40 protein-coding genes and 1 pseudogene are annotated in these 22,580 nt (G+C 42.0%); all 41 read left to right on the plus strand.

What is annotated here, in order from left to right; genetic code table 11:
• Positions 1-95 precede the first annotated feature (95 nt).
• The 41 genes and pseudogenes from rpsJ (at position 96) to GPS65_RS16805 (ending at position 22,568) form a co-directional block, all read left to right on the plus strand.
• The gene (rpsJ, locus tag GPS65_RS16610; RefSeq protein ID WP_003156464.1) at positions 96-404 is read left to right on the plus strand and encodes a 30S ribosomal protein S10; all 309 of its coding nucleotides are present in this window, start codon (positions 96-98) and stop codon (positions 402-404) included.
• Positions 405-441: 37 nt separating this feature from the next.
• Positions 442-1,071, plus strand: coding sequence for a 50S ribosomal protein L3 (gene rplC / locus GPS65_RS16615; RefSeq protein WP_012008703.1), 630 nt, complete (start codon positions 442-444; stop codon positions 1,069-1,071).
• Between the two features lie 27 nt (positions 1,072-1,098).
• A complete protein-coding gene (gene rplD, locus GPS65_RS16620; RefSeq protein ID WP_003217216.1) occupies positions 1,099-1,722 on the plus strand; it encodes a 50S ribosomal protein L4 in 624 nt (207 codons plus the stop codon).
• Positions 1,722-2,009, plus strand: a complete 288-nt coding sequence (gene rplW / locus GPS65_RS16625; protein ID WP_003217016.1) for a 50S ribosomal protein L23 — start codon at positions 1,722-1,724, stop codon at positions 2,007-2,009. The genes rplD and rplW overlap by 1 nt, the downstream gene beginning before the upstream one ends.
• Before the next feature lie 28 nt (positions 2,010-2,037).
• On the plus strand, positions 2,038-2,871 hold the full coding sequence (rplB, locus tag GPS65_RS16630; protein ID WP_007496314.1) for a 50S ribosomal protein L2: 834 nt from the start codon (positions 2,038-2,040) through the stop codon (positions 2,869-2,871).
• Between the two features lie 57 nt (positions 2,872-2,928).
• The gene (gene rpsS / locus GPS65_RS16635) at positions 2,929-3,207 is read left to right on the plus strand and encodes a 30S ribosomal protein S19 (protein ID WP_003216920.1); all 279 of its coding nucleotides are present in this window, start codon (positions 2,929-2,931) and stop codon (positions 3,205-3,207) included.
• Positions 3,208-3,224: 17 nt separating this feature from the next.
• The gene (gene rplV / locus GPS65_RS16640; protein WP_007496316.1) at positions 3,225-3,566 is read left to right on the plus strand and encodes a 50S ribosomal protein L22; all 342 of its coding nucleotides are present in this window, start codon (positions 3,225-3,227) and stop codon (positions 3,564-3,566) included.
• Positions 3,567-3,569: 3 nt separating this feature from the next.
• Positions 3,570-4,226: a 30S ribosomal protein S3 gene (gene rpsC, locus GPS65_RS16645; protein WP_003217241.1), complete on the plus strand. Its 657-nt coding sequence runs from the start codon at positions 3,570-3,572 to the stop codon at positions 4,224-4,226.
• Between the two features lies 1 nt (position 4,227).
• Positions 4,228-4,662, plus strand: coding sequence for a 50S ribosomal protein L16 (rplP, locus tag GPS65_RS16650; RefSeq protein WP_003156478.1), 435 nt, complete (start codon positions 4,228-4,230; stop codon positions 4,660-4,662).
• A complete protein-coding gene (rpmC, locus tag GPS65_RS16655; protein WP_003217155.1) occupies positions 4,652-4,852 on the plus strand; it encodes a 50S ribosomal protein L29 in 201 nt (66 codons plus the stop codon). Before rplP ends, rpmC begins: the two co-directional genes overlap by 11 nt.
• Before the next feature lie 25 nt (positions 4,853-4,877).
• Positions 4,878-5,141, plus strand: a complete 264-nt coding sequence (gene rpsQ, locus GPS65_RS16660; RefSeq protein WP_012008705.1) for a 30S ribosomal protein S17 — start codon at positions 4,878-4,880, stop codon at positions 5,139-5,141.
• A gap of 39 nt (positions 5,142-5,180) precedes the next feature.
• Positions 5,181-5,549, plus strand: coding sequence for a 50S ribosomal protein L14 (rplN, locus tag GPS65_RS16665; RefSeq protein WP_012008706.1), 369 nt, complete (start codon positions 5,181-5,183; stop codon positions 5,547-5,549).
• Positions 5,550-5,584: 35 nt separating this feature from the next.
• Positions 5,585-5,896 carry a 50S ribosomal protein L24 gene (gene rplX / locus GPS65_RS16670; protein ID WP_003217151.1) on the plus strand — a complete coding sequence of 104 codons (312 nt, stop codon included), beginning with the start codon at positions 5,585-5,587 and terminating at the stop codon, positions 5,894-5,896.
• 25 nt (positions 5,897-5,921) lie between these two features.
• Positions 5,922-6,461, plus strand: coding sequence for a 50S ribosomal protein L5 (rplE, locus tag GPS65_RS16675; protein ID WP_003217159.1), 540 nt, complete (start codon positions 5,922-5,924; stop codon positions 6,459-6,461).
• 22 nt (positions 6,462-6,483) lie between these two features.
• Positions 6,484-6,669 (plus strand): 30S ribosomal protein S14, encoded by a 186-nt coding sequence (rpsN, locus tag GPS65_RS16680; RefSeq protein WP_008356542.1) that lies wholly within the window; start codon positions 6,484-6,486, stop codon positions 6,667-6,669.
• Between the two features lie 31 nt (positions 6,670-6,700).
• On the plus strand, positions 6,701-7,099 hold the full coding sequence (rpsH, locus tag GPS65_RS16685) for a 30S ribosomal protein S8 (RefSeq protein WP_003217040.1): 399 nt from the start codon (positions 6,701-6,703) through the stop codon (positions 7,097-7,099).
• 31 nt (positions 7,100-7,130) lie between these two features.
• A complete protein-coding gene (rplF, locus tag GPS65_RS16690; protein ID WP_003217186.1) occupies positions 7,131-7,667 on the plus strand; it encodes a 50S ribosomal protein L6 in 537 nt (178 codons plus the stop codon).
• Positions 7,668-7,699: 32 nt separating this feature from the next.
• On the plus strand, positions 7,700-8,062 hold the full coding sequence (rplR, locus tag GPS65_RS16695) for a 50S ribosomal protein L18 (RefSeq protein ID WP_012008708.1): 363 nt from the start codon (positions 7,700-7,702) through the stop codon (positions 8,060-8,062).
• Between the two features lie 24 nt (positions 8,063-8,086).
• Positions 8,087-8,587, plus strand: a complete 501-nt coding sequence (gene rpsE, locus GPS65_RS16700) for a 30S ribosomal protein S5 (RefSeq protein ID WP_003217179.1) — start codon at positions 8,087-8,089, stop codon at positions 8,585-8,587.
• A 13-nt stretch (positions 8,588-8,600) separates the two neighbouring features.
• Positions 8,601-8,783 carry a 50S ribosomal protein L30 gene (gene rpmD, locus GPS65_RS16705; RefSeq protein WP_003217067.1) on the plus strand — a complete coding sequence of 61 codons (183 nt, stop codon included), beginning with the start codon at positions 8,601-8,603 and terminating at the stop codon, positions 8,781-8,783.
• A 30-nt stretch (positions 8,784-8,813) separates the two neighbouring features.
• Positions 8,814-9,254, plus strand: coding sequence for a 50S ribosomal protein L15 (gene rplO / locus GPS65_RS16710; protein WP_012008709.1), 441 nt, complete (start codon positions 8,814-8,816; stop codon positions 9,252-9,254).
• A gap of 1 nt (position 9,255) precedes the next feature.
• On the plus strand, positions 9,256-10,548 hold the full coding sequence (gene secY, locus GPS65_RS16715) for a preprotein translocase subunit SecY (RefSeq protein ID WP_012008710.1): 1,293 nt from the start codon (positions 9,256-9,258) through the stop codon (positions 10,546-10,548).
• A gap of 55 nt (positions 10,549-10,603) precedes the next feature.
• Complete coding sequence (locus GPS65_RS16720) at positions 10,604-11,257, plus strand: adenylate kinase (RefSeq protein WP_012008711.1); 654 nt, start codon at positions 10,604-10,606, stop codon at positions 11,255-11,257.
• Entirely contained in the window at positions 11,254-12,000 is a 747-nt protein-coding gene (map, locus tag GPS65_RS16725) for a type I methionyl aminopeptidase (protein ID WP_003217210.1), read from the plus strand. Before GPS65_RS16720 ends, map begins: the two co-directional genes overlap by 4 nt.
• A 27-nt stretch (positions 12,001-12,027) precedes the next feature.
• Positions 12,028-12,335, plus strand: a pseudogene (locus GPS65_RS19490) (KOW domain-containing RNA-binding protein).
• On the plus strand, positions 12,313-12,531 hold the full coding sequence (gene infA, locus GPS65_RS16730) for a translation initiation factor IF-1 (RefSeq protein WP_003217190.1): 219 nt from the start codon (positions 12,313-12,315) through the stop codon (positions 12,529-12,531). The pseudogene GPS65_RS19490 and the gene infA overlap by 23 nt, the downstream one beginning before the upstream one ends.
• 31 nt (positions 12,532-12,562) lie before the next feature.
• The gene (gene rpmJ, locus GPS65_RS16735) at positions 12,563-12,676 is read left to right on the plus strand and encodes a 50S ribosomal protein L36 (protein WP_003156543.1); all 114 of its coding nucleotides are present in this window, start codon (positions 12,563-12,565) and stop codon (positions 12,674-12,676) included.
• A gap of 21 nt (positions 12,677-12,697) precedes the next feature.
• Positions 12,698-13,063, plus strand: coding sequence for a 30S ribosomal protein S13 (rpsM, locus tag GPS65_RS16740; protein WP_003217023.1), 366 nt, complete (start codon positions 12,698-12,700; stop codon positions 13,061-13,063).
• A gap of 20 nt (positions 13,064-13,083) precedes the next feature.
• The gene (gene rpsK, locus GPS65_RS16745; protein ID WP_003217231.1) at positions 13,084-13,479 is read left to right on the plus strand and encodes a 30S ribosomal protein S11; all 396 of its coding nucleotides are present in this window, start codon (positions 13,084-13,086) and stop codon (positions 13,477-13,479) included.
• Between the two features lie 175 nt (positions 13,480-13,654).
• Complete coding sequence (locus GPS65_RS16750) at positions 13,655-14,599, plus strand: DNA-directed RNA polymerase subunit alpha (protein WP_003217009.1); 945 nt, start codon at positions 13,655-13,657, stop codon at positions 14,597-14,599.
• Positions 14,600-14,675: 76 nt separating this feature from the next.
• Entirely contained in the window at positions 14,676-15,038 is a 363-nt protein-coding gene (gene rplQ / locus GPS65_RS16755; protein ID WP_003216944.1) for a 50S ribosomal protein L17, read from the plus strand.
• Positions 15,039-15,162: 124 nt separating this feature from the next.
• Entirely contained in the window at positions 15,163-16,005 is an 843-nt protein-coding gene (locus GPS65_RS16760) for an energy-coupling factor ABC transporter ATP-binding protein (RefSeq protein ID WP_012008713.1), read from the plus strand.
• The gene (locus tag GPS65_RS16765) at positions 15,981-16,850 is read left to right on the plus strand and encodes an energy-coupling factor ABC transporter ATP-binding protein (RefSeq protein ID WP_119124328.1); all 870 of its coding nucleotides are present in this window, start codon (positions 15,981-15,983) and stop codon (positions 16,848-16,850) included. Before GPS65_RS16760 ends, GPS65_RS16765 begins: the two co-directional genes overlap by 25 nt.
• Positions 16,847-17,644: an energy-coupling factor transporter transmembrane component T family protein gene (locus GPS65_RS16770; protein WP_012008715.1), complete on the plus strand. Its 798-nt coding sequence runs from the start codon at positions 16,847-16,849 to the stop codon at positions 17,642-17,644. Before GPS65_RS16765 ends, GPS65_RS16770 begins: the two co-directional genes overlap by 4 nt.
• Before the next feature lie 11 nt (positions 17,645-17,655).
• On the plus strand, positions 17,656-18,399 hold the full coding sequence (truA, locus tag GPS65_RS16775) for a tRNA pseudouridine(38-40) synthase TruA (RefSeq protein WP_012008716.1): 744 nt from the start codon (positions 17,656-17,658) through the stop codon (positions 18,397-18,399).
• A 166-nt stretch (positions 18,400-18,565) separates the two neighbouring features.
• On the plus strand, positions 18,566-19,003 hold the full coding sequence (gene rplM, locus GPS65_RS16780; RefSeq protein WP_003217042.1) for a 50S ribosomal protein L13: 438 nt from the start codon (positions 18,566-18,568) through the stop codon (positions 19,001-19,003).
• Positions 19,004-19,023: 20 nt separating this feature from the next.
• Complete coding sequence (rpsI, locus tag GPS65_RS16785; protein ID WP_003217273.1) at positions 19,024-19,416, plus strand: 30S ribosomal protein S9; 393 nt, start codon at positions 19,024-19,026, stop codon at positions 19,414-19,416.
• A 192-nt stretch (positions 19,417-19,608) separates the two neighbouring features.
• A complete protein-coding gene (locus GPS65_RS16790; protein ID WP_012008717.1) occupies positions 19,609-20,124 on the plus strand; it encodes a GNAT family N-acetyltransferase in 516 nt (171 codons plus the stop codon).
• A gap of 97 nt (positions 20,125-20,221) precedes the next feature.
• A complete protein-coding gene (locus GPS65_RS16795) occupies positions 20,222-20,968 on the plus strand; it encodes an amidohydrolase family protein (protein ID WP_012008718.1) in 747 nt (248 codons plus the stop codon).
• Between the two features lie 19 nt (positions 20,969-20,987).
• Complete coding sequence (locus GPS65_RS16800; RefSeq protein WP_012008719.1) at positions 20,988-21,461, plus strand: GNAT family N-acetyltransferase; 474 nt, start codon at positions 20,988-20,990, stop codon at positions 21,459-21,461.
• Between the two features lie 108 nt (positions 21,462-21,569).
• Positions 21,570-22,568, plus strand: a complete 999-nt coding sequence (locus tag GPS65_RS16805; RefSeq protein ID WP_119124329.1) for a serine hydrolase — start codon at positions 21,570-21,572, stop codon at positions 22,566-22,568.
• Positions 22,569-22,580 lie beyond the last annotated feature (12 nt).

The following is a 22,580-nucleotide window of genomic DNA, read 5'->3' on the forward strand; positions in this document are numbered from 1 at the left end:
TTGCTGACACACCCGGCCGCTTTGCCATGGCAAGGTGATCAGGTTTTTCTCACGGAGAACTGTCTAACGTAAGTAGGCGAAAAGGAGGGAAAATAATGGCAAAACAAAAAATTCGTATTCGTTTAAAAGCATATGATCATAGAATTCTTGATCAATCTGCTGAGAAGATTGTTGAAACGGCTAAGCGTTCTGGTGCTAGTGTATCTGGTCCAATCCCGCTTCCAACTGAAAAATCAGTTTACACAATCCTTCGTGCGGTGCATAAGTACAAAGATTCTCGTGAGCAATTTGAGATGCGTACTCACAAACGTCTAATCGACATCGTGAATCCAACTCCACAAACAGTTGATGCACTTATGCGTTTAGATTTACCATCTGGTGTAGATATCGAAATCAAACTTTAATTCAAATAGAAAACACATATTATAGGAGGTGTGACTAATGACCAAAGGAATCTTAGGTAGAAAAATTGGTATGACGCAAGTATTCGCAGAAAACGGTGATCTTATCCCTGTAACTGTTGTTGAGGCTGCTGCTAACGTTGTCCTTCAAAAGAAGACTACTGACACGGATGGCTATGAAGCAATCCAAATCGGTTTTGACGACAAACGTGAAAAGCTTTCTAACAAACCAGAAAAGGGCCACGTTGCTAAAGCGGAAACTGCTCCTAAGCGCTTCGTAAAAGAATTACGCGGTGCGGAGTTAGATGCGTATGAAGTTGGTCAGGAAGTCAAAGTTGATATTTTCGCAAATGGAGATATCGTAGATGTAACAGGAACATCAAAAGGTAAAGGATTCCAAGGGGCTATCAAGCGCCACGGACAATCACGCGGACCTATGACTCACGGTTCACGTTATCACCGTCGTCCTGGTTCAATGGGACCTGTTGATCCAAACCGAGTATTCAAAGGCAAACTTCTTCCAGGTCGTATGGGCGGAGAGCAAATCACTGTCCAAAACCTTGAGATCGTTAAAGTTGATGCAGAACGCAATCTTCTATTGATCAAAGGAAATGTACCAGGAGCTAAAAAATCTCTAGTAACTGTAAAGAGTGCAGTTAAATCTAAATAACTCTCTTAGGAAAGGAGGAAACAAGTCATGCCAAAAGTAGCATTATTTAACCAAAACGGTTCTACTAACGGTGAAATCGAATTAAACGCTTCTGTGTTTGGAATTGAGCCAAACGAAAGCGTAGTATTCGATGCTATTCTTATGCAAAGAGCTTCCTTACGTCAAGGAACTCACAAAGTAAAAACTCGTTCTGAAGTACGTGGCGGAGGTCGTAAGCCTTGGAGACAGAAGGGTACTGGTCGTGCTCGTCAAGGTTCTATCCGTTCACCACAATGGCGCGGAGGCGGTATCGTATTCGGTCCAACACCACGCAGCTATTCTTATAAATTACCTAAAAAAGTTCGCCGCTTGGCTATCAAGTCAGTATTGTCTTCTAAAGTAATCGACAACAACATCATCGTTCTTGAAGATCTGACTCTTGATGCAGTGAAAACGAAAGAATTCGCAGGCATCCTTAAAGGATTATCTGTCGAGAAGAAAGCGTTGATCGTCACTGCGGATGCAAACGAAACAGTTGCTTTATCTGCTCGTAACATCCCTGGAGTAACAGTTGTTGAAGCTAACGGTATCAACGTTCTTGACGTTGTCAACCACGAGAAACTTCTGATCACTAAAGCAGCGGTTGAAAAAGTAGAGGAGGGACTTGCATAATGAAAGATCCTCGTGATGTTCTAAAGCGCCCTATCATTACTGAACGTTCTGCTGATCTAATGACAGAGAAGAAGTACACGTTCGAAGTTGATGTCAGAGCTAACAAAACAGAAGTGAAAGATGCTGTTGAAGAAATCTTTGGAGTGAAAGTTGAGAAAGTCAACGTTCAAAACTACAAAGGGAAATCTAAACGCGTTGGACGCTACACTGGTATGACTAGCCGTCGCAGAAAAGCGATCGTGAAATTAACTGCTGACAGCAAAGAAATCGAAATTTTTGAAGCGTAAATCTTAAAAAGAAGGAGGGAAATTCAAAATGGCGATTAAAAAGTATAAACCAACCAGTAATGGTCGTCGTGGCATGACTACTTCAGATTTTGCTGAAATCACGACTGACAAACCAGAAAAATCGTTGCTTGCACCGCTTCACAGAAAAGGCGGACGTAACAACCAAGGTAGATTGACTGTTCGTCATCAAGGTGGCGGTCATAAACGTCAATACCGTATCATCGACTTTAAGCGTGATAAAGACGGTATACCTGGACGCGTTGCTACAATCGAGTATGATCCAAACCGTTCAGCGAACATCGCTCTTGTAAACTATGCAGATGGTGAGAAACGTTACATTCTTGCTCCGAAAGGAATCCAAGTTGGTACTGAAGTTACTTCTGGACCAGAAGCTGACATCAAGCCAGGTAACGCACTTCCACTTATCAACATCCCAGTTGGTACAGTTGTGCATAACATTGAATTAAAACCAGGTAAAGGTGGACAATTAGTTCGTTCTGCTGGTACTTCTGCTCAAGTTCTTGGTAAAGAAGGTAAATACGTTCTTGTACGTTTGAACTCAGGAGAAGTTCGTATGATTCTTTCTGCTTGCCGTGCGACTATCGGTCAAGTTGGAAACGAGCAACACGAATTAATTAACATCGGTAAAGCTGGACGTTCACGCTGGAAAGGCGTACGCCCAACAGTTCGTGGTTCTGTAATGAACCCTAACGATCACCCACACGGTGGTGGTGAAGGACGCGCTCCAATCGGACGTAAATCACCAATGTCTCCATGGGGCAAACCGACTCTTGGATTCAAGACTCGTAAGAAAACCAACAAGTCTGATAAATTCATTGTACGTCGTCGTAAAAACAAGTAACGGGGTTGTCTACGGTTCATTTAGGACCGTAGTTCAATCACGAAGGGAGGTTCCACAATGGCTCGCAGCTTAAAAAAAGGACCATTTGTTGATGATCATTTGATGGCTAAAGTCGAGAAATTGAATGAAACTGACAAAAAGCAAGTCGTAAAAACTTGGTCTCGTCGTTCTACAATTTTCCCACAATTCATCGGTCACACAATCGCTGTCTATGACGGACGCAAACATGTACCTGTTTTCATTTCTGAAGATATGGTAGGTCACAAATTGGGCGAATTCGCACCAAGCCGTACTTACAAAGGTCATGCTAGTGACGATAAAAAAACAAGACGCTAATGAGAGGAGGCTTTTAAATGCAAGCTAAAGCTGTCGCAAGAACAGTCCGTATTGCTCCTCGTAAAGCACGTCTAGTAATGGACCTGATCCGAGGTAAGCAAGTAGGAGAAGCAGTTTCTATCTTAAACCTTACACCTAAGGCTGCTTCACCAATTATTGAAAAAGTATTAAAATCTGCTATCGCAAACGCTGAGCACAACTACGAGTTGGACGCTAACAGCCTAGTGATTACTCAAGCATTCGTTGACGAAGGTCCAACACTTAAGAGATTCCGTCCACGTGCTATGGGTCGTGCGAGCGCAATTAACAAACGTACTAGCCACATTACAATCGTTGTATCAGAAAAGAAGGAGGGATAATCCGTGGGTCAAAAGGTAAATCCAGTAGGTCTTCGTATTGGCGTCATTCGTGATTGGGAATCTAAATGGTTCGCAGGAAAAGATTACGCTGACTTCTTACATGAAGACTTGAAAATCCGTGAATTCATCAGCAAGCGTTTGTCTGACGCGTCTGTTTCTAAAGTAGAAATCGAACGTGCTGCAAACCGCGTAAATATCACAATCCACACGGCTAAACCAGGTATGGTAATTGGTAAAGGCGGATCTGAAGTTGAAGCACTTCGTAAAGCTCTTAACAGCCTAACTGGCAAACGTGTACACATCAACATCCTTGAAATCAAAAGAGCAGATCTTGATGCTCAGCTAGTTGCTGAAAACATCGCTCGTCAACTTGAAAATCGTATTTCATTCCGTCGTGCACAAAAACAAACAATCCAACGCACAATGCGTGCTGGAGCACAAGGAATCAAAACAATGGTTTCTGGTCGTCTTGGCGGTGCAGATATTGCTCGTTCTGAATATTACAGTGAAGGTACTGTTCCGTTGCACACACTTCGTGCTGACATCGACTATGCTACTGCTGAAGCTGACACTACTTATGGTAAGCTTGGCGTAAAAGTATGGATCTATCGTGGAGAAGTCCTTCCAACTAAGAAGAATACTGCGGAAGGAGGAAAATAATATGTTATTGCCAAAACGCGTGAAGTATCGCAGAGAACATCGTGGAAAAATGCGTGGTCGTGCAAAAGGTGGTACTGAAGTACATTTCGGTGAGTACGGTATCCAAGCTCTAGAAGCTTCATGGATTACAAACCGTCAAATCGAAGCTGCTCGTATTGCTATGACTCGTTACATGAAACGTGGCGGTAAAGTTTGGATTAAAATTTTCCCTTCTAAGCCATACACAGCAAAACCTCTAGAGGTCCGCATGGGTTCCGGTAAAGGTGCTCCAGAAGGATGGGTAGCTGTAGTAAAACCGGGCAAAGTTTTATTTGAAATTTCTGGTGTGTCTGAAGAAGTTGCTCGTGAAGCTCTTCGTCTTGCATCTCACAAATTGCCAATTAAAACGAAGTTCGTAAAACGTGAAGAAATTGGTGGTGAATCAAATGAAAGCTAATGAAATTCGTGACCTTACCACTGCTGAAATTGAACAAAAAGTAAAGTCTCTTAAAGAAGAACTTTTCAATCTTCGTTTCCAATTAGCGACTGGGCAGCTTGAAAACACTGCTCGCATTCGTGAAGTGCGTAAATCAATCGCACGCATGAAAACTGTGATTCGTCAAAGAGAAATCGCTGCTAATAAATAATAATTAGAGGGGAGGCCCCGCAAACATGAGCGAACGTAACCAACGTAAAGTGTATCAAGGTCGTGTTGTTTCTGACAAAATGGATAAAACCATCACTGTTGTAGTTGAAACATACAAAAAGCATTCACTTTATGGCAAACGTGTAAGATACTCTAAAAAGTTAAAAGCACATGATGAAAACAACCAAGCAAAAATCGGAGACATCGTAAAGGTGATGGAAACTCGTCCTTTATCTGCGACTAAACGCTTTCGTCTAGTTGAAGTTGTCGAAGAAGCCGTTATTATCTAATAAAGTTCGGATTTCTTTTTCCGAAAGGAGGTAACATTAATGATTCAACAGGAGACTCGTTTAAAAGTAGCTGACAACTCTGGCGCACGCGAAGTACTAACGATTAAAGTTCTTGGTGGCTCTGGACGTAAGACGGCTAACATCGGTGATGTCATTGTTTGTACGGTTAAACAAGCAACACCAGGAGGCGTTGTCAAAAAAGGTGAAGTTGTGAAAGCAGTTATCGTTCGTACAAAGAGCGGAGCTCGCAGAAACGATGGATCTTACATCAGTTTCGATGAAAATGCATGTGTCATTATCCGTGACGACAAGAGCCCACGTGGAACTCGTATCTTCGGACCAGTAGCACGTGAACTTCGTGACAACAACTATATGAAAATTGTTTCTCTAGCACCAGAAGTACTTTAATGAATACAATCCGCGACTCAAGGAGGTGCGATTAAATGCATGTTAAAAAGGGCGATAAAGTAGTGGTTATCTCTGGTAAAGATAAAGGTAAACAAGGAGTCATCCTTGCTGCTTTCCCTAAGAATGACCGTGTTTTAGTAGAAGGTATTAACCTTGTGAAAAAACACTCTAAACCAACCCAAGCTAACCCTCAGGGCGGAATTTCTGAACAAGAAGCGCCGATCCACGTATCAAACGTAATGCCGCTTGATCCTAAAACGGGTGAAGTGACACGTGTTGGGTATAAAGTTGAGGACGGAAAGAAAGTCCGTGTAGCGAAAAAATCTGGGCAAGTTCTAGATAAATAGTAAATAAGGAAGGGAGGTCTTTCTCATGAACCGCCTTAAAGAAAAGTATGTAAAAGAAATTACACCTGCATTAGTTTCTAAGTTTGAATACAAATCAGTAATGCAAGTGCCAAAAATCGAAAAAATCGTGATCAACATGGGTGTTGGTGACGCTGTTCAAAATGCTAAAGCAATCGATACTGCTGTTGAAGAATTAACGTTTATCGCTGGTCAAAAACCTGTCGTTACTCGTGCGAAGAAGTCTATTGCTGGATTCCGTCTACGTGAAGGAATGCCAATCGGTGCGAAAGTAACACTTCGCGGAGAGCGCATGTACGATTTCCTTGATAAACTTATTTCTGTATCTTTACCACGTGTACGTGACTTCCGCGGGATTTCTAAGAAATCTTTCGACGGTCGTGGAAACTACACGCTTGGTATTAAAGAACAGTTAATCTTCCCAGAAATTGATTACGATAAAGTAACAAAAGTCCGCGGTATGGATATCGTTATCGTTACGACTGCCAATACGGACGAAGAAGCACGTGAGTTATTAACTCAAGTAGGTATGCCGTTCCAGAAATAATCAATGAAAGGGAGGCGAAATCGTGGCTAAAAAGTCTATGATTGCGAAACAACAACGCAAACAAAAGTTTAAAGTTCAAGAGTATACGCGCTGCGAACGTTGTGGACGTCCACATTCAGTAATTCGCAAGTTTAAACTTTGCCGTATTTGTTTCCGCGAACTTGCATATAAAGGACAAATTCCTGGCGTTAAAAAAGCCAGCTGGTAATCCCCATAAATGGGAAGGAGGTTATTAAATAATGGTTATGACAGATCCGATTGCAGATTTGCTGACTCGTATTCGCAATGCGAACATGGTACGTCATGAGAAGCTAGAAGTACCGGCTTCAAAAATCAAAAGAGAAATTGCTGAAATCTTAAAGCGTGAAGGTTTTATCCGTGACGTTGAATATGTTGAAGACAGCAAACAAGGAATTATCCGTATGTTCCTTAAATATGGCCAAAACAACGAACGTGTTATCACTGGTCTAAAAAGAATCAGTAAACCTGGTTTACGTGTATATGCGAAATCAAATGAAGTACCACGTGTACTTAACGGACTTGGAATCGCAATTATTTCTACATCACAAGGTGTTTTATCGGACAAAGAAGCCCGTGCTAAACAAGCTGGTGGAGAAGTACTTGCTTACGTATGGTAAAAAAAGTTTAAGATGAATGGAGGTGCTTGGTATGTCTCGTATAGGTAAAAAACTAATCGAGATCCCTTCAGGAGTTACTGTGACAAACAACGATAACACAGTGACAGTAAAGGGACCAAAAGGTGAACTGACTCGTACATTTCACCCTGATATGGAAATTAAAATTGAGGACAGCGTCTTAACTGTAAGCCGTCCGTCTGATCATAAAGAACACCGTGCTTTACATGGTACAACACGTAGCTTAATTGCAAACATGGTTGAAGGTGTATCTAAAGGTTTCGAAAGAGGTTTAGAACTTATCGGTGTCGGTTACCGTGCAGCTAAATCTGGAAACAAACTTGTTCTTAACGTTGGATACTCTCATCCAGTTGAAATCGTTCCTGAGGCTGGAGTAGAAGTTGAAGTTCCATCTCAAACGAAAGTAGTCATTAAAGGTATCGATAAAGAGCGTGTGGGAGCTCTAGCTTCTAACATCCGCGCTGTCCGTTCTCCAGAGCCTTACAAAGGTAAAGGAATTCGTTACGAAGGTGAATTCGTTCGCCGTAAAGAAGGAAAAACTGGTAAGTAAGATCGCTTAATGTGAAGAAAGGAGTGACTCGGATGATTACGAAAACTAGCAAAAACGCTACTCGTCTTAAAAGACACGCTCGTGTTCGTGCGAAACTTTCAGGTACTGCTGAAAGACCTCGCCTTAACGTTTTCCGTTCTAACAAGAACATCTATGCTCAAGTAATTGATGATGTTAACGGTGTAACACTTGTAAGTGCTTCTACTCTTGATAAAGATTTAAAGATCGAGAATAGTTCTGACGCTGCAGCTGCTACTAAAGTTGGCGAACTTGTTGCAAAACGTGCTGTTGAAAAAGGAATCTCTAACGTGGTATTTGACCGCGGAGGATACTTATATCATGGACGTGTAAAAGCTCTAGCTGAAGCTGCTCGTGAGGCTGGACTTAAATTTTAATAAAAGAAGGAGGGACACATCCGAATGAGTCGTATTGACCAAAGCAAATTAGAGTTAGAAGAACGCTTAGTTACGGTTAACCGCGTAGCGAAAGTTGTTAAAGGTGGACGTCGTTTCCGTTTTGCAGCTTTAGTTGTTGTCGGTGACAAAAACGGTCATGTAGGTTTCGGTACTGGTAAAGCACAAGAAGTACCAGAAGCGATCCGCAAAGCTGTTGAAGATGCGAAAAAGAATTTAATTGAAGTACCAATGGTTGGAACTACAATTCCACATGAAATCATCGGTCGATTCGGTGCAGGAAACGTTCTATTGAAGCCTGCTTCAGAAGGTACAGGAGTTATCGCTGGAGGCCCAGTGCGTGCGGTTCTTGAGCTTGCTGGTCTAGCTGATATCCTTTCTAAATCTCTAGGTTCTAATACACCGATCAACATGATCCGCGCAACACTTCAAGGTTTAAGTGAACTTAAACGTGCTGAAGACGTTGCGAAGCTTCGTGGAAAATCTGTAGAAGACCTGTTAGGATAAGGAGGGAACAATAATGGCAAATAAATTAGAAATTACCCTCAAACGCAGTGTAATCGGTCGCCCAGAAGATCAGCGTGTCACTGTTCGTACTCTTGGTCTAAAGAAAACAAACCAAACAGTCGTACATGAAGACAATGCAGCGATCCGCGGCATGATTAACAAGGTGTCTCATTTAGTTTCTGTTAAAGAACAATAAAACATTTTTAATCGATAAGGAGGTGCCCAAATGAAACTTCATGAATTGAAGCCTTCAGAAGGTTCACGTAAAGAACGCAACCGTGTTGGTCGTGGTATTGGATCAGGTAACGGTAAAACTTCTGGTAAAGGTCATAAAGGTCAAAACGCTCGTTCTGGCGGCGGTGTACGCCCTGGTTTCGAAGGTGGTCAGATGCCTTTATTCCAACGTCTTCCAAAACGTGGTTTTACAAACATCAACCGTAAAGATTATGCGGTTATCAACTTAGACAGATTAAACAGTTTTGACGAAGGAACGGAAGTAACTCCTGAACTTCTTCTAGAGACTGGTGCAATAAGCAAGTTAAAAGCAGGAGTAAAAATTCTTGGCAACGGTAAATTAGAAAAAAAATTAACTGTAAAAGCCAATAAATTCTCTGCTTCTGCTAAAGAAGCGATTGAAGCTGCTGGCGGTACAGCCGAGGTGATCTAACTTGTTTAAGACAATCTCCAATTTTATGCGCGTGAAAGATATACGGAATAAGATTATATTCACTCTTTTAATGTTAATCGTCTTTCGTATAGGTGCTTTCATCCCTGTGCCTAATGTGAACGCCGAAGTTCTCCAGGCACAGGATCAAATGAGTGTTTTCGGGATCCTCAACACGTTTGGGGGCGGGGCACTTTTCCAATTCTCCATTCTTGCAATGGGGATTATGCCGTATATCACTGCTTCGATCATCATTCAGCTCTTGCAGATGGATGTTGTTCCGAAGTTCACTGAGTGGTCAAAGCAAGGAGAAGTTGGCCGCCGAAAATTAGCACAATTCACAAGGTATTTTACAATTGTTCTAGGTTTTATCCAGGCGTTAGGAATGTCATATGGATTCAACAATATGGCAGGAGGCATGCTGATTGAAAACCCAGGTGTTTCAACGTACCTCTTAATTGCGGTCGTACTCACTGCGGGAACAGCATTTTTAATGTGGCTGGGAGAGCAGATTACTGCTCACGGCGTTGGTAACGGTATTTCGATTATTATCTTTGCTGGTATCATCGCAGGTATCCCTCAAACATTAAAACAAGTGTACGCTCAACAATTTGTAGGTGGAGATGGACAGTTGTTCATGCAAATCCTGAAAATTGCCCTTATTGTTATTGCTATTCTTGTCATTGTTATTGGTGTTATTTACATTCAAATGGCAGTGAGAAAGATTGCGATTCAATATTCAAAAGGAACTGGCCGTGCACAAATGTCTGCTAGTCAAGCAACGCACCTTCCATTGAAAGTGAATCCAGCAGGGGTGATTCCAGTCATCTTTGCCGTTTCTTTCATTATTACTCCGCAGACGGTCGCATCGTTCTTCGGAACCAATAATGTGACAACTTGGATAACCAACAACTTTGACTATACTAAGCCAATCGGTATGACGATTTATGTAGCACTGATTGTTGCTTTCACATATTTTTATGCCTTTGTCCAAGTGAATCCTGAACAAATGGCTGAAAATCTGCAAAAGCAGGGTGGCTATATCCCGGGAGTTCGTCCAGGGAAAATGACTCAAGATAGAATTACGAGCATTTTGTACCGACTCACGTTTGTGGGCGCCATTTTCTTAGCCGTGATTTCAATACTTCCTATCTTTTTCATTCAATTCGCTGGATTACCTTCCGCTGCACAAATTGGCGGCACAAGTCTTCTCATTGTTGTAGGTGTTGCACTTGAAACAATGAAACAACTTGAAAGCCAATTAGTGAAACGAAACTACCGTGGATTTATGAAATAAAAAAGAGGGCTGGGCTCTTGCCCAACCTCTCTAAGTAAGGAAGGGGAAATCCGAAATGAACTTAGTCTTAATGGGGCTTCCGGGTGCTGGTAAAGGCACTCAGGCAGAACGAATTGTTGATGATTATGGGATCCCTCATATCTCAACAGGAGATATGTTCCGCGCTGCTATGAAAGAGGAGACACAACTTGGGCTCGAAGCAAAATCCTTTATCGATAAAGGAGAGCTTGTTCCTGATGAGGTCACAATCGGTATTGTTAGAGAAAGACTTGGCAAAAATGATTGTGAACAAGGTTTTCTTCTGGACGGATTTCCGCGAACAGTCGCTCAGGCTGAAGCTTTAGAAGACATTCTAAAGGACCTTGGCAGAACGATTGATTATGTCATTAATATTAAAGTCGATAAAGATGCTTTGATGGAGCGTCTGACTGGCCGAAGAATTTGCAAAAATTGCGGAGCAACATATCATTTAGTATTCAATCCACCTGCGAAAGAAAATGTTTGCGATAAGTGTGGAGGCGAGCTTTATCAACGTGCAGATGATAATGCAGAAACCGTTTCGACTAGACTTGAAGTAAACTTAAAGCAGACTGAACCTTTACTGAACTTCTATTCAGAAAAAGGATATCTTGCAAACATTGATGGTGCAAAACACATTAACGATGTATATGCAGATATCAAAGACCTGCTTGGGGGATTAAATAAATGATTATCTGTAAAACTCCTCGCGAGCTTGAGATTATGAGAGAAGCTGGACGCATTGTCGCACTGACTCATGAAGAGCTGAAGAAACATATAAAACCAGGTATTTCGACAAAAGAATTGGATCAAATTGCCGAACGTTTTATTACAAAGCAGGGTGCAATCCCATCTTTTAAAGGGTATAATGGTTTTCGCGGGAGCATTTGCGTTTCGGTGAATGAAGAACTCGTTCACGGTATTCCTGGTAAACGGGTTTTACGTGATGGTGACATCATTAGTATCGATATTGGCGCAAAGTTAAATGGCTATCATGGTGACTCTGCTTGGACTTATCCAGTTGGGGTAATCAGTGATGAAGACCGCAAACTACTGGAAGTCACAGAGGAATCTCTATATAAAGGCTTACAGGAAGCAAAGCCAGGCGAACGTCTGTCGAACATTTCCCATGCTATACAAACGTATGTAGAAAACGAGAATTTCTCAGTTGTTAGAGAATATGTTGGACATGGGGTCGGACAGGATCTTCATGAGGACCCTCAAATTCCTCATTATGGTCCGCCCAACAAAGGCCCGCGGCTAAAACCTGGAATGGTGTTGGCCATCGAACCGATGGTGAACGCAGGCAGCCGATATGTGAAAACATTGGCTGATAACTGGACGGTTGTAACGGTTGATGGGAAAAAGTGTGCTCACTTTGAGCATACGATTGCGATTACAGATACAGGTTTTGATATACTGACTAAGATTTAGGTCTTCACTGAAGTCTTTCAGGCCCAAATCGGGCAGGTTGTCTGTATAGTCCAAAGGAAAGAACAAGATCAGTATACAGGTGTCATCGGCATGTTCGGTGGCTGCCATCTACTAATCGCAGACGGAGAAAAGCGTAAATTTCATTCTCCTAAGAAAAAATATCAATCATATAACCTTTTATGGTTGCGTATCTCCGGAAGTTCAGAACAGTATATTCAAAACAGGTCGGGTGATGGATGGACAATTGAGATGAACTCATTTGGACATTTGTCAGAGAGCAAGTTACTGATTTGAAGAAGGGAGAACACTTGAATGGCGAAAGACGATGTAATTGAAGTGGAAGGTACTGTAGCAGAAACTTTGCCAAATGCAATGTTCAAAGTTGAACTAGAGAATGGTCATACAGTTTTGGCTCATGTATCAGGAAAAATCCGTATGCACTTCATTCGCATTTTACCTGGAGACAAAGTTACGGTAGAATTATCTCCATATGACTTAACTCGTGGTAGAATTACGTACCGTTACAAATAAAGCAACTCCGGAAGAAGGAGGTTGGAAACACATGAAAGTGAGACCATCTGTTAAACCTATCTGTGAAAAATGTAAAGTTATTCGCAGAAAAGGAAAAGTAATGGTGATCTGTGAAAACCCAAAACATAAACAAAAACAAGGCTAATAACAAGGAGGTGCCCAAATCATGGCTCGTATTGCTGGTGTAGATATTCCACGTGATAAACGTGTTGTCATTTCTTTAACATATGTTTTTGGAATTGGTCGTACGACTGCGCAACAAGTCCTTAAAGAAGCAGGTGTTTCTGAAGACACTCGCGTTCGCGATCTAACTGAAGACGAACTTGGTAAAATCCGTGATATCATTGACAAACTTAAAGTAGAAGGTGACCTTCGTCGTGAAGTTTCACTTAACATTAAGCGTCTAATTGAAATCGGAAGCTACCGCGGAATCCGTCATCGTAGAGGACTTCCTGTTCGTGGACAAAACACAAAAAACAACGCGCGTACTCGTAAAGGTCCGCGTCGTACTGTAGCTAACAAGAAAAAATAAGTAAAGGAGGTAGTTAAAGAATGGCTGCTGCTCGTAAACAAAATACGCGTAAACGTCGCGTGAAAAAGAATATTGAAGCTGGAATCGCTCATATCCGTTCCACTTTCAACAACACGATTGTAACGATTACTGATGTTCATGGAAACGCAATTTCTTGGTCAAGTGCTGGTGCATTAGGATTCAGAGGTTCTCGTAAATCTACTCCTTTCGCTGCACAAATGGCTGCTGAAACTGCTGCTAAAGGTTCTATCGAACATGGTCTTAAAACACTTGAAGTAACTGTTAAAGGTCCTGGTTCTGGTCGTGAAGCTGCAATTCGTGCACTTCAAGCTGCAGGTCTTGAAGTTACTGCAATCAGAGACGTAACTCCAGTTCCTCATAACGGATGCCGTCCACCAAAACGTCGCCGCGTGTAATTTGTTTGTATAGATTTTGTGTCCCTGTCAATAATGGGTTATGATACAGTTATTTATGAGACGAATACACGACTCGTTGCCTGAGCACATACGGGACTAAACAATGAGGAATTTCGGATGGAATCTCATATGATTCTATTCGAGGTTTCGACGTTTTGAAGGAGGGTTTTATTAGATGATCGAAATTGAAAAACCAAAAATCGAAACGGTTGAAATCAGCGACGATGCCAAGTATGGCAAGTTTGTCGTAGAGCCACTTGAGCGTGGATATGGTACCACTTTAGGGAACTCCCTTCGTCGTATCCTTTTATCCTCACTTCCTGGTGCAGCTGTAACATCGATCCAGATAGATGGTGTCTTACACGAATTCTCAACGATCGAAGGCGTGGTTGAAGATGTTACAACGATTATCTTAAACATTAAAAAGCTTGCACTCAAAATCTACTCTGAAGAAGAGAAGACGCTTGAAATTGATGTACAAGATGAAGGTACTGTAACAGCTGCTGATATTACACACGACAGCGATATTGAAATCTTAAATCCAGATCTTCACATCGCAACTCTTGGCAAGAATGCGAGCTTCCGTGTTCGCTTAACTGCACAAAGAGGTCGCGGGTATAATCCTGCTGATGCAAACAAAAGAGACGATCAGCCAATCGGTGTGATTCCGATCGACTCAATCTATACACCTGTATCTCGTGTGACTTATCAAGTGGAGAACACCCGTGTTGGGCAAATCACTAACTATGATAAATTAACACTAGATGTATGGACTGATGGAAGCACAGGACCGAAAGAAGCGATCGCTCTAGGTTCTAAGATTTTAACTGAACACCTGAACATTTTCGTTGGGTTAACTGACGAAGCTCAGCATGCTGAAATTATGGTTGAGAAAGAAGAAGACCAAAAAGAAAAAGTGCTTGAAATGACAATTGAAGAGCTTGATCTTTCTGTTCGTTCTTACAACTGTTTGAAGCGTGCGGGTATTAATACTGTTCAAGAGCTTGCTAACAAGACAGAAGAGGATATGATGAAAGTTCGTAACCTTGGACGTAAATCTCTTGAAGAAGTGAAAGCGAAACTAGAAGAACTTGGACTGGGTCTTCGTAAAGACGATTGACTAGTTTCATTGTGAACTAGGATTTTCGTGTGTTTTTTATTCATACAGCATTCTCTAACTAAGGAGGGGACATCACATGGCATACAGAAAGCTAGGACGCACTAGTGCACAACGTAAAGCAATGCTTCGTGACCTAACGACTGATTTGATCATCAACGAACGCATCGAAACAACTGAAACACGTGCGAAAGAACTTCGCTCTGTAGTTGAAAAAATGATCACTCTTGGCAAACGCGGAGATCTTCATGCTCGCCGTCAAGCTGCAGCTTACATTCGTAATGAAGTAGCTAACGCTGAAACAAACCAAGATGCACTTCAAAAATTATTCGCTGACGTTGCAACTCGCTACGAAGATCGCCAAGGTGGATACACTCGTATCATGAAGCTTGGACCTCGTCGCGGCGATGGCGCACCAATGGCTGTCATTGAATTAGTTTAATCACATAGCGTGTATCTAAGAAAGGGCGGGACAGTTCATAACTGGATCTATGCCCTTTTTTAGATACTACGGCTTTTTAGCAAGAAGCAAAGAAGAGGTTGAGCTGAGAGGAGGTCCGGTAGAGATGGGGAAGACATTAATTGACGTAAAGGACATTGTATTTCGTTATCACAAGGATGCGGAGAAGCCCGCTTTAGATCAAGTGTCATTGCATGTGAATCAAAATGAATGGCTCGCCATTGTTGGTCATAACGGTTCAGGTAAATCCACACTTGCCCGTGTACTGAATGGGCTCATTTTACCGGATGCTGGAACGGTCAAGGTTGGAGAGATTGAGCTAAAAGAAGAGAGTGTCTGGGATATTCGCAAAAAAGTCGGAATGGTCTTTCAAAACCCAGATAACCAATTCGTTGGCTCAACGGTTCGTGATGATGTGGCTTTTGGTTTAGAAAATAATGGGGTTGAGCGGGAACTGATGATAGAACGTGTAGATTGGGCTGTGAAACAGGTCAATATGCAGGAGTTTCTTGATCAAGAGCCGCACCATCTATCAGGCGGGCAAAAGCAGAGAGTCGCCATTGCAGGTGTACTTGCCGCAAGCCCTGACATCATGATCTTGGATGAAGCAACATCAATGCTTGATCCGATTGGCCGTGAAGAAGTGTTAGAGACTGTTAGACTACTGAAGGAACAAGGAACGGTCACAGTCATTTCCATCACACATGATTTAGACGAAGCCGCCAAGGCAGACCGGGTCATTGTCATGAATGGCGGGAAAAAATTTGCCGAGGGAACCCCAGAGGAAGTTTTTGAATTAGACGAGCAGCTAGTTCAAATTGGACTTGATCTGCCATTCTCCTATCGGTTGAGCAAACAATTGAAGCAGCAAGGCGTACCGCTTGCAAATGCCCATTTGACACAAGAAGGATTGGTGAAAGAGCTATGGACATTACGATCAAAGAATTAGAGCATCGTTATCAAATGAAAACGCCGTTTGAGCGTCTCGCTTTGTATGATGTCAATGCTTCCATCCAAGAGGGCAGCTATGTCGCTGTCATTGGTCATACAGGCTCTGGCAAGTCCACGTTGCTGCAGCATTTAAATGGCTTGCTCAAACCAACGAAGGGGAGCATTGCGCTTGGGGATACCGTCTTACAAGCCAATAAAAAGCAGAAGGATTTAAAGTCCCTTCGGAAAAAAGTAGGCATCGTGTTTCAGTTTCCTGAGCATCAGCTTTTTGAAGAAACGATCCTTAAGGATATCTGCTTTGGTCCGATGAATTTCGGTGTTCCTCAGCAGAAGGCAGAAGCAAAGGCGAAAGAAATGCTGAAACTAGTTGGTCTTCCTGAATCCTTATTATCTCGATCTCCTTTTGAACTAAGTGGCGGTCAAATGAGACGTGTGGCGATTGCAGGTGTTCTAGCGATGGAGCCAGAAGTGCTTGTGCTGGATGAGCCGACTGCAGGGTTAGATCCACGCGGACGGAAGGAAATCATGGACATGTTCTATGAGCTTCATCAAAAGGCTAATCTCACCACGATTCTGGTTACACACAGTATGGAGGATGCCGCTCATTATGCAGATCAAATGATTGTGATGCATAAAGGAACGGTGAAGGCGACAGGCACGCCGAGAGAATTGTTTGCCAATCGTACAGACATGTCTTCATTTGGTCTCGACCTCCCAGAAACGATTAAATTCCAGCAGACTGTAGAAGAAAAACTGGGTATTACGTTTCCGAGGCCGCTTCTGACCATGGATGAAATGGCAGAAGCCTTAACAGCTCTTTATCAGGAGGACACGACATCATGATGGATAGTATGATTATCGGCAAATATGTGCCAGGTACATCCTTTGTCCATCGTCTTGATCCAAGGACAAAGCTGTTATCAATTTTCTTTTTTGTCTTTATTGTCTTTTTTGCTAATAATTACATCACCTACGGACTTTTAGGGATCTTTACCCTTCTTGTGGTGATGGTGTCTCAGGTGCCGCTATACTTTATTCTTAAAGGAATGAAGCCGATCCTATGGATTGTCCTGTTTACCTTCATTCTGCATATTTTTATGACAAAGGATGGCGCCTTGCTATTTCACTTTGGTTTTTTAAATATTTATGAAGAAGGTCTAAAGCAGGGGATTTTCATTTCACTCCGTTTTGTCTATCTCATCATGATGACGACACTTCTGACGTTAACCACAACGCCTATAGAAGTGACAGACGGTATGGAAAAGTTGCTTCACCCATTCCGTAAAATCAAACTGCCCGTTCATGAGCTTGCTCTCATGATGTCCATCTCTCTTCGGTTTATTCCAACCTTACTAGAAGAGACAGACAAAATCATGAAGGCACAAATGGCAAGAGGTGTTGATTTTACAAGCGGACCTCTTAAAGATCGCATGAAAGCCATCGTTCCCTTACTTGTCCCGCTTTTCGTCAGTGCGTTTAAGCGTGCAGAGGAACTAGCGACTGCTATGGAAGCGAGAGGCTATCGCGGAGGAGAAGGACGGACGAAATACCGTCAGCTTGTCTGGGGCATGAAAGACACGTTCACATTGCTCCTGTTCATCCTGTTAACAGCACTCCTTGTGCTTCTGAGAAATTAGGTGATTCCTAGATGAAGGTCAAATGTACCGTATCCTATGATGGGACACATTTTAAAGGCTATCAGGTGCAGCCTGGGCAGCGGACAGTTCAGACGGAGATCGAGTCTGCTCTTGCAAAAATGCACAAACAGGATGAACTGGTTCCGATTGTGGCTTCTGGCCGGACGGACAGCGGCGTCCATGCGAAGGGGCAGGTCATCCATTTCGACACGCCGCTCTCGATTCCGATGGAAAGATGGCCTTTTGCCCTCAATAGTCTCCTGCCGGATGACATCAGAGTTCTAAAGGCTGAGGAAGTGGATGAGTCGTTTCATGCACGTTTTAGTGTCGTTTCGAAGGAGTACCGTTATAAGGTCTCAACGGAAACGCACCAAAATGTGTTCACGAGACAGTATGCCTGCCACTTTCCTTACCGGTTGGATGCAGACAAAATGAGAGAAGCTGCTGGATACCTTATTGGCACACACGATTTCACAAGCTTTTGTGCAGCCAATACAGAGGTTCAGGACAAGGTGAGGGAGATTTACACCCTTGAGTGGAAAAACGTCTCAGACGGGCTTGAAATGCGCGTGAGAGGAAATGGCTTTTTATACAACATGGTGCGAATTATCGCTGGAACGTTACTTGAAGTCGGATCTGGTAAATTCCACCCTGATGAGATAAAAGCCATGCTTGCCGCCCGAAATCGCGAAGCGGCAGGCAAGACTGCGCCTAGTCACGGACTGTATTTATGGGAAGTTTTCTATGACAACTAAACCAGGTGTAACATGTTCTTGACACAGGAAGCAGAAAGTTATAAGATATCATATGGTATGTATTTCAACCCCACAAATAAGCCCCGGAAGACTTATCTTGTGTTTTGAAATAGAACGTAGCATTTGATTCAAGGAAAAATCATTGATTTATTTAGGAGGGAAACTCATGCGTACAACACCAATGGCGAACGCAAGCACAATTGAGCGCAAATGGCTAGTTGTTGATGCGGCAGGCAAGACTCTAGGTCGTCTATCTACTGAAGTAGCATCACTTTTGCGCGGTAAGCACAAACCAACTTATACACCACACGTTGATACAGGTGATCATGTAATCATCATCAATGCTGAGAAAATCGAATTAACAGGTAAGAAATTGACGGACAAAATTTACTACCGTCACACAATGCACCCAGGTGGTTTGAAACAAAGAACTGCTCTTGAGATGCGTACAAACTACCCTGAAAAAATGTTGGAGCTTGCTATCAAAGGTATGCTTCCAAAGGGTCCATTAGGCCGTCAAATGTTCAAAAAATTAAATGTGTACCGTGGTTCTGAGCATCCACATCAAGCACAACAACCTGAAGTTTACGAACTTCGCGGTTAATTATAAGGGAGGTTAACAATTTGGCACAGGTTCAATATTACGGTACAGGTCGTCGTAAAAGTTCTGTAGCGCGCGTTCGCTTAGTTCCAGGTGAAGGCCGTATCGTCGTTAATAATCGTGAAATTACTGAATACATTCCATTCGCTGCTTTAATCGAAGACGTGAAACAACCTTTGAACATCACAGAAACAGCTAACAGCTACGATGTTCTTGTAACTGTTCACGGTGGTGGATTCTCTGGTCAAGCTGGAGCAATTCGTCACGGTATCTCTCGTGCTCTTCTAGAAGTAGATCCTGAGTACCGTACATCACTTAAACGTGCTGGACTTCTTACTCGTGACCCACGTATGAAAGAGCGTAAGAAATACGGTCTTAAAGGCGCACGTCGCGCACCTCAGTTCTCAAAACGTTAATCAATTTTATATTGTATGGACGTTTTACAAAGGTTTGTTACAAACAAACCTTATAAAAAAAGCATCAGCTTCGTGCTGGTGCTTTTTTTTTGTGCCTTTTTATGTAGATAAATCATGACTGGTCTCTTCCTCTTGAATACGTATAAAATATGAGTATAGAAGTTTTCTGTTAAAAAAGATGGAGGTTGTCCTATGAATCTAACGACAGAAAGATGTCTCATTCGACCATTTACAGATGATGATTGGCAGGATGTCTATGCCTATACATCTGATCCGGTCGTGATGAAGTATATTCCGGAAGATGTATTTTCTAAAGAAGATGCGAAGGATTTTGTCAAAAATAATCGTCATGAAGATGCTAAGTATGTCGCTGTCCTATTAAAAGAAGATCAAACATGCATTGGGCATATCTCATTTCATCCTTACTTTGGTGATCACACGTATGAAATTGGCTGGGTCTTCAATCCTGCATATCAAAACAAGGGCTATGCATCTGAAGCGGCTTATGCTGTCCTACATCATGGTTTTCGCACAATGAATTTGCATCGAATCATTGCCACTTGTCAGCCTGAAAATGTGCCATCGTGGAGATTGATGGAGAAAATGGGGATGAGAAGAGAGGGTTATTTTAAAAAGTGTATACCACAGGAAAACGAGTGGTGGGATGAGTTTTACTATGCCATCTTACGAGAGGAATGGAAAGCTTGATAAGTATTCATGATATGAAGTAATTCGTCATTCCAAATTTCCCTCGACTTTCTCTATTGATATAATCAGATCAAATAAGCAGAAGAGGGGCGCGCGCATGAGGATCTTTGATGCACATTTTCATATCATTGATTTTAATTTTCCCATTCAAGAAAACCAAGGGTATATACCGCCTAGTTATGATGTGAATGATTATAAGAGAGAGACGGCTGATCTAGGGATTGTAGGTGGAGCCATCGTCTCTGGATCATTTCAAGGCTTTGATCAAGGCTATTTGTTGAAAGCGCTGGATGAACTGGGTCCAGGTTTTTGCGGGGTGACTCAATTGCCTTTTACAGCAACTGATGATGAAATTGTTCATTTGGATCAACATGGGGTAAAGGCTTTACGTTTTAATGTGAAGCGGGGCGGTTCGGAGGATATTTCGAAGCTCGATTATTTTGCGAGAAGAGTGTATGAGCTGGCTGGGTGGCATAGTGAGCTTTACATAGATGCTAAGCACCTCCCTGAAATATCATCAATGCTTGAAAAACTGCCTGCTATTTCAATTGATCATTTAGGCTTATCGGAAGAAGGCTTGCCGCATTTGCTCAAGCTGGTTGATAAAGGGGTTCGAGTGAAAGCAACAGGTTTTGGACGCGTTGATTTAAACGTTGAACATGCATTGACGTCCATTTATCAAACGAATCCTGATGCATTGATGTTTGGTACAGACCTTCCATCCACAAGAGCAAAGCGTCCATTTGAATACGGTGATGTTGAGTTGGTTCAACAGCTCTTTGATGAAAAAGCAGCTGATCACATCTTATATAAGAACGCACATCAATGGTATTTTGGTCAATAATTCATAGGAGGTGTGTTCAATGGGATTCAGTCAACTGACGTTCAGAGAAGCCAAGCTGGATGATCTCGACAAAATCGTCTTCATGCTCGCGGATGACATGTTAGGTCAAAAAAGAGAGCGTTACACGCAACCTCTATTAGAAAGCTATATCGAAGCCTTTCAATCAATAGATGCTGATCCAAATATTGAACTCATTGTTGCGTGTGATCAGGAAGAAGCTGTCGGTGTTCTCCAATTGACCATGACGCCATTTCTTACACATCAAGGAGGATGGAGAGCTTTAATAGAAGGAGTTCGTACGGCCTTGACTCATAGAGGAAAAGGAATTGGCACGATGTTGATAAAAAGGGCTATTCAACATGCAAGCGACCGCGGCTGTCATATGATTCAGCTAACAACAGACAAACAGAGACCAGATGCACGTCGTTTTTACGAAAAGTTGGGCTTTGAAGCTACGCATGATGGGATGAAGCTGCAACTGCCTCATGAATAAAATCATCAAACGGAGGGGATTCACAAACCCCTTCTTTTTTGTTTCTTTATTTCAAATATTTGTTATATTGAAGATGAGAATCTATAGTGGTTGGGAAAGGAAATATATTTGAATAAAACAAAAGAAGATCTTTTGACATTTGTCATGAAAAACAAAAAGGACATATCAGCGACAATGATTGAAAATGAAGATGTAGTATTAGATTGGAATGGTGATCAAGAAACACCACTTGCAAGTACGGTGAAATTAATGGTTTTGTTTCATTTTGTTAAAACCGTCTCTAGCGGTGACACCAAGCTAGATGAAAAAGTGGCATTGTCTGATATAGAGCGGTTTTATATTGATAGAACAGACGGTGGTGCTCACACATACTGGCTGGAGGTCAATGATTTTTCTGAACATGCAACTTTATTAGATGTTGCCAAAGGGATGATGCAATTCAGTTCGAATGCTTGTACTGATTATTTGATTGACCGGCTGGGCTTAGATAAGATCAATAATCAGATGAAACAAGAAGGTCTTACAGAACATGATGAAGTCATGCCACTGACACCCAAGCTGTTGTGGCCAGCCTATATATCTGATCATGAGCGGGATGCATTCAAGCAAATGAGCGATGTAACTGATGAACAATACAAATCTCTGATAATTGATATTTTTAATATCATGAAAAATGACCCAGAGCATAAAAAGGCGTTAGAAGAAAAATTGATGAAAAAAGACTTGTTAAGCTTGCGGATTCAATCATTACTGACGCAAAAAATGACAAGGTCTACAACGAATCAATATGCACATTTTATGAAACGTCTACAGGATGAGCTGTTAACAACAGAAGAAAAGAGTCTTTTTAGCCAAATTGTGCTGGGAGAAACATTGAAGACGGAAAAAGATCAATATATTTGGTATAAAAGCGGAGCGACGTTGTTTGTTTTCACAGCTGCTTTATATCGAAAAACAGATACATCCTCTATATCCATTTCTCTTTTTATCAATGATCCAAAAGCGAACAATTCTCACTGGATTGAGGAAGTATTCAACGAATTTATGCTTACTGCAGCAGGGGATCAAAACTTTCGACAACGATTGATTCAGGCTTTTACTAAATAACCATCAAAAAAC

The organism is Bacillus pumilus (assembly GCF_009937765.1).
GTDB classification, from domain to species: domain Bacteria; phylum Bacillota; class Bacilli; order Bacillales; family Bacillaceae; genus Bacillus; species Bacillus pumilus_O.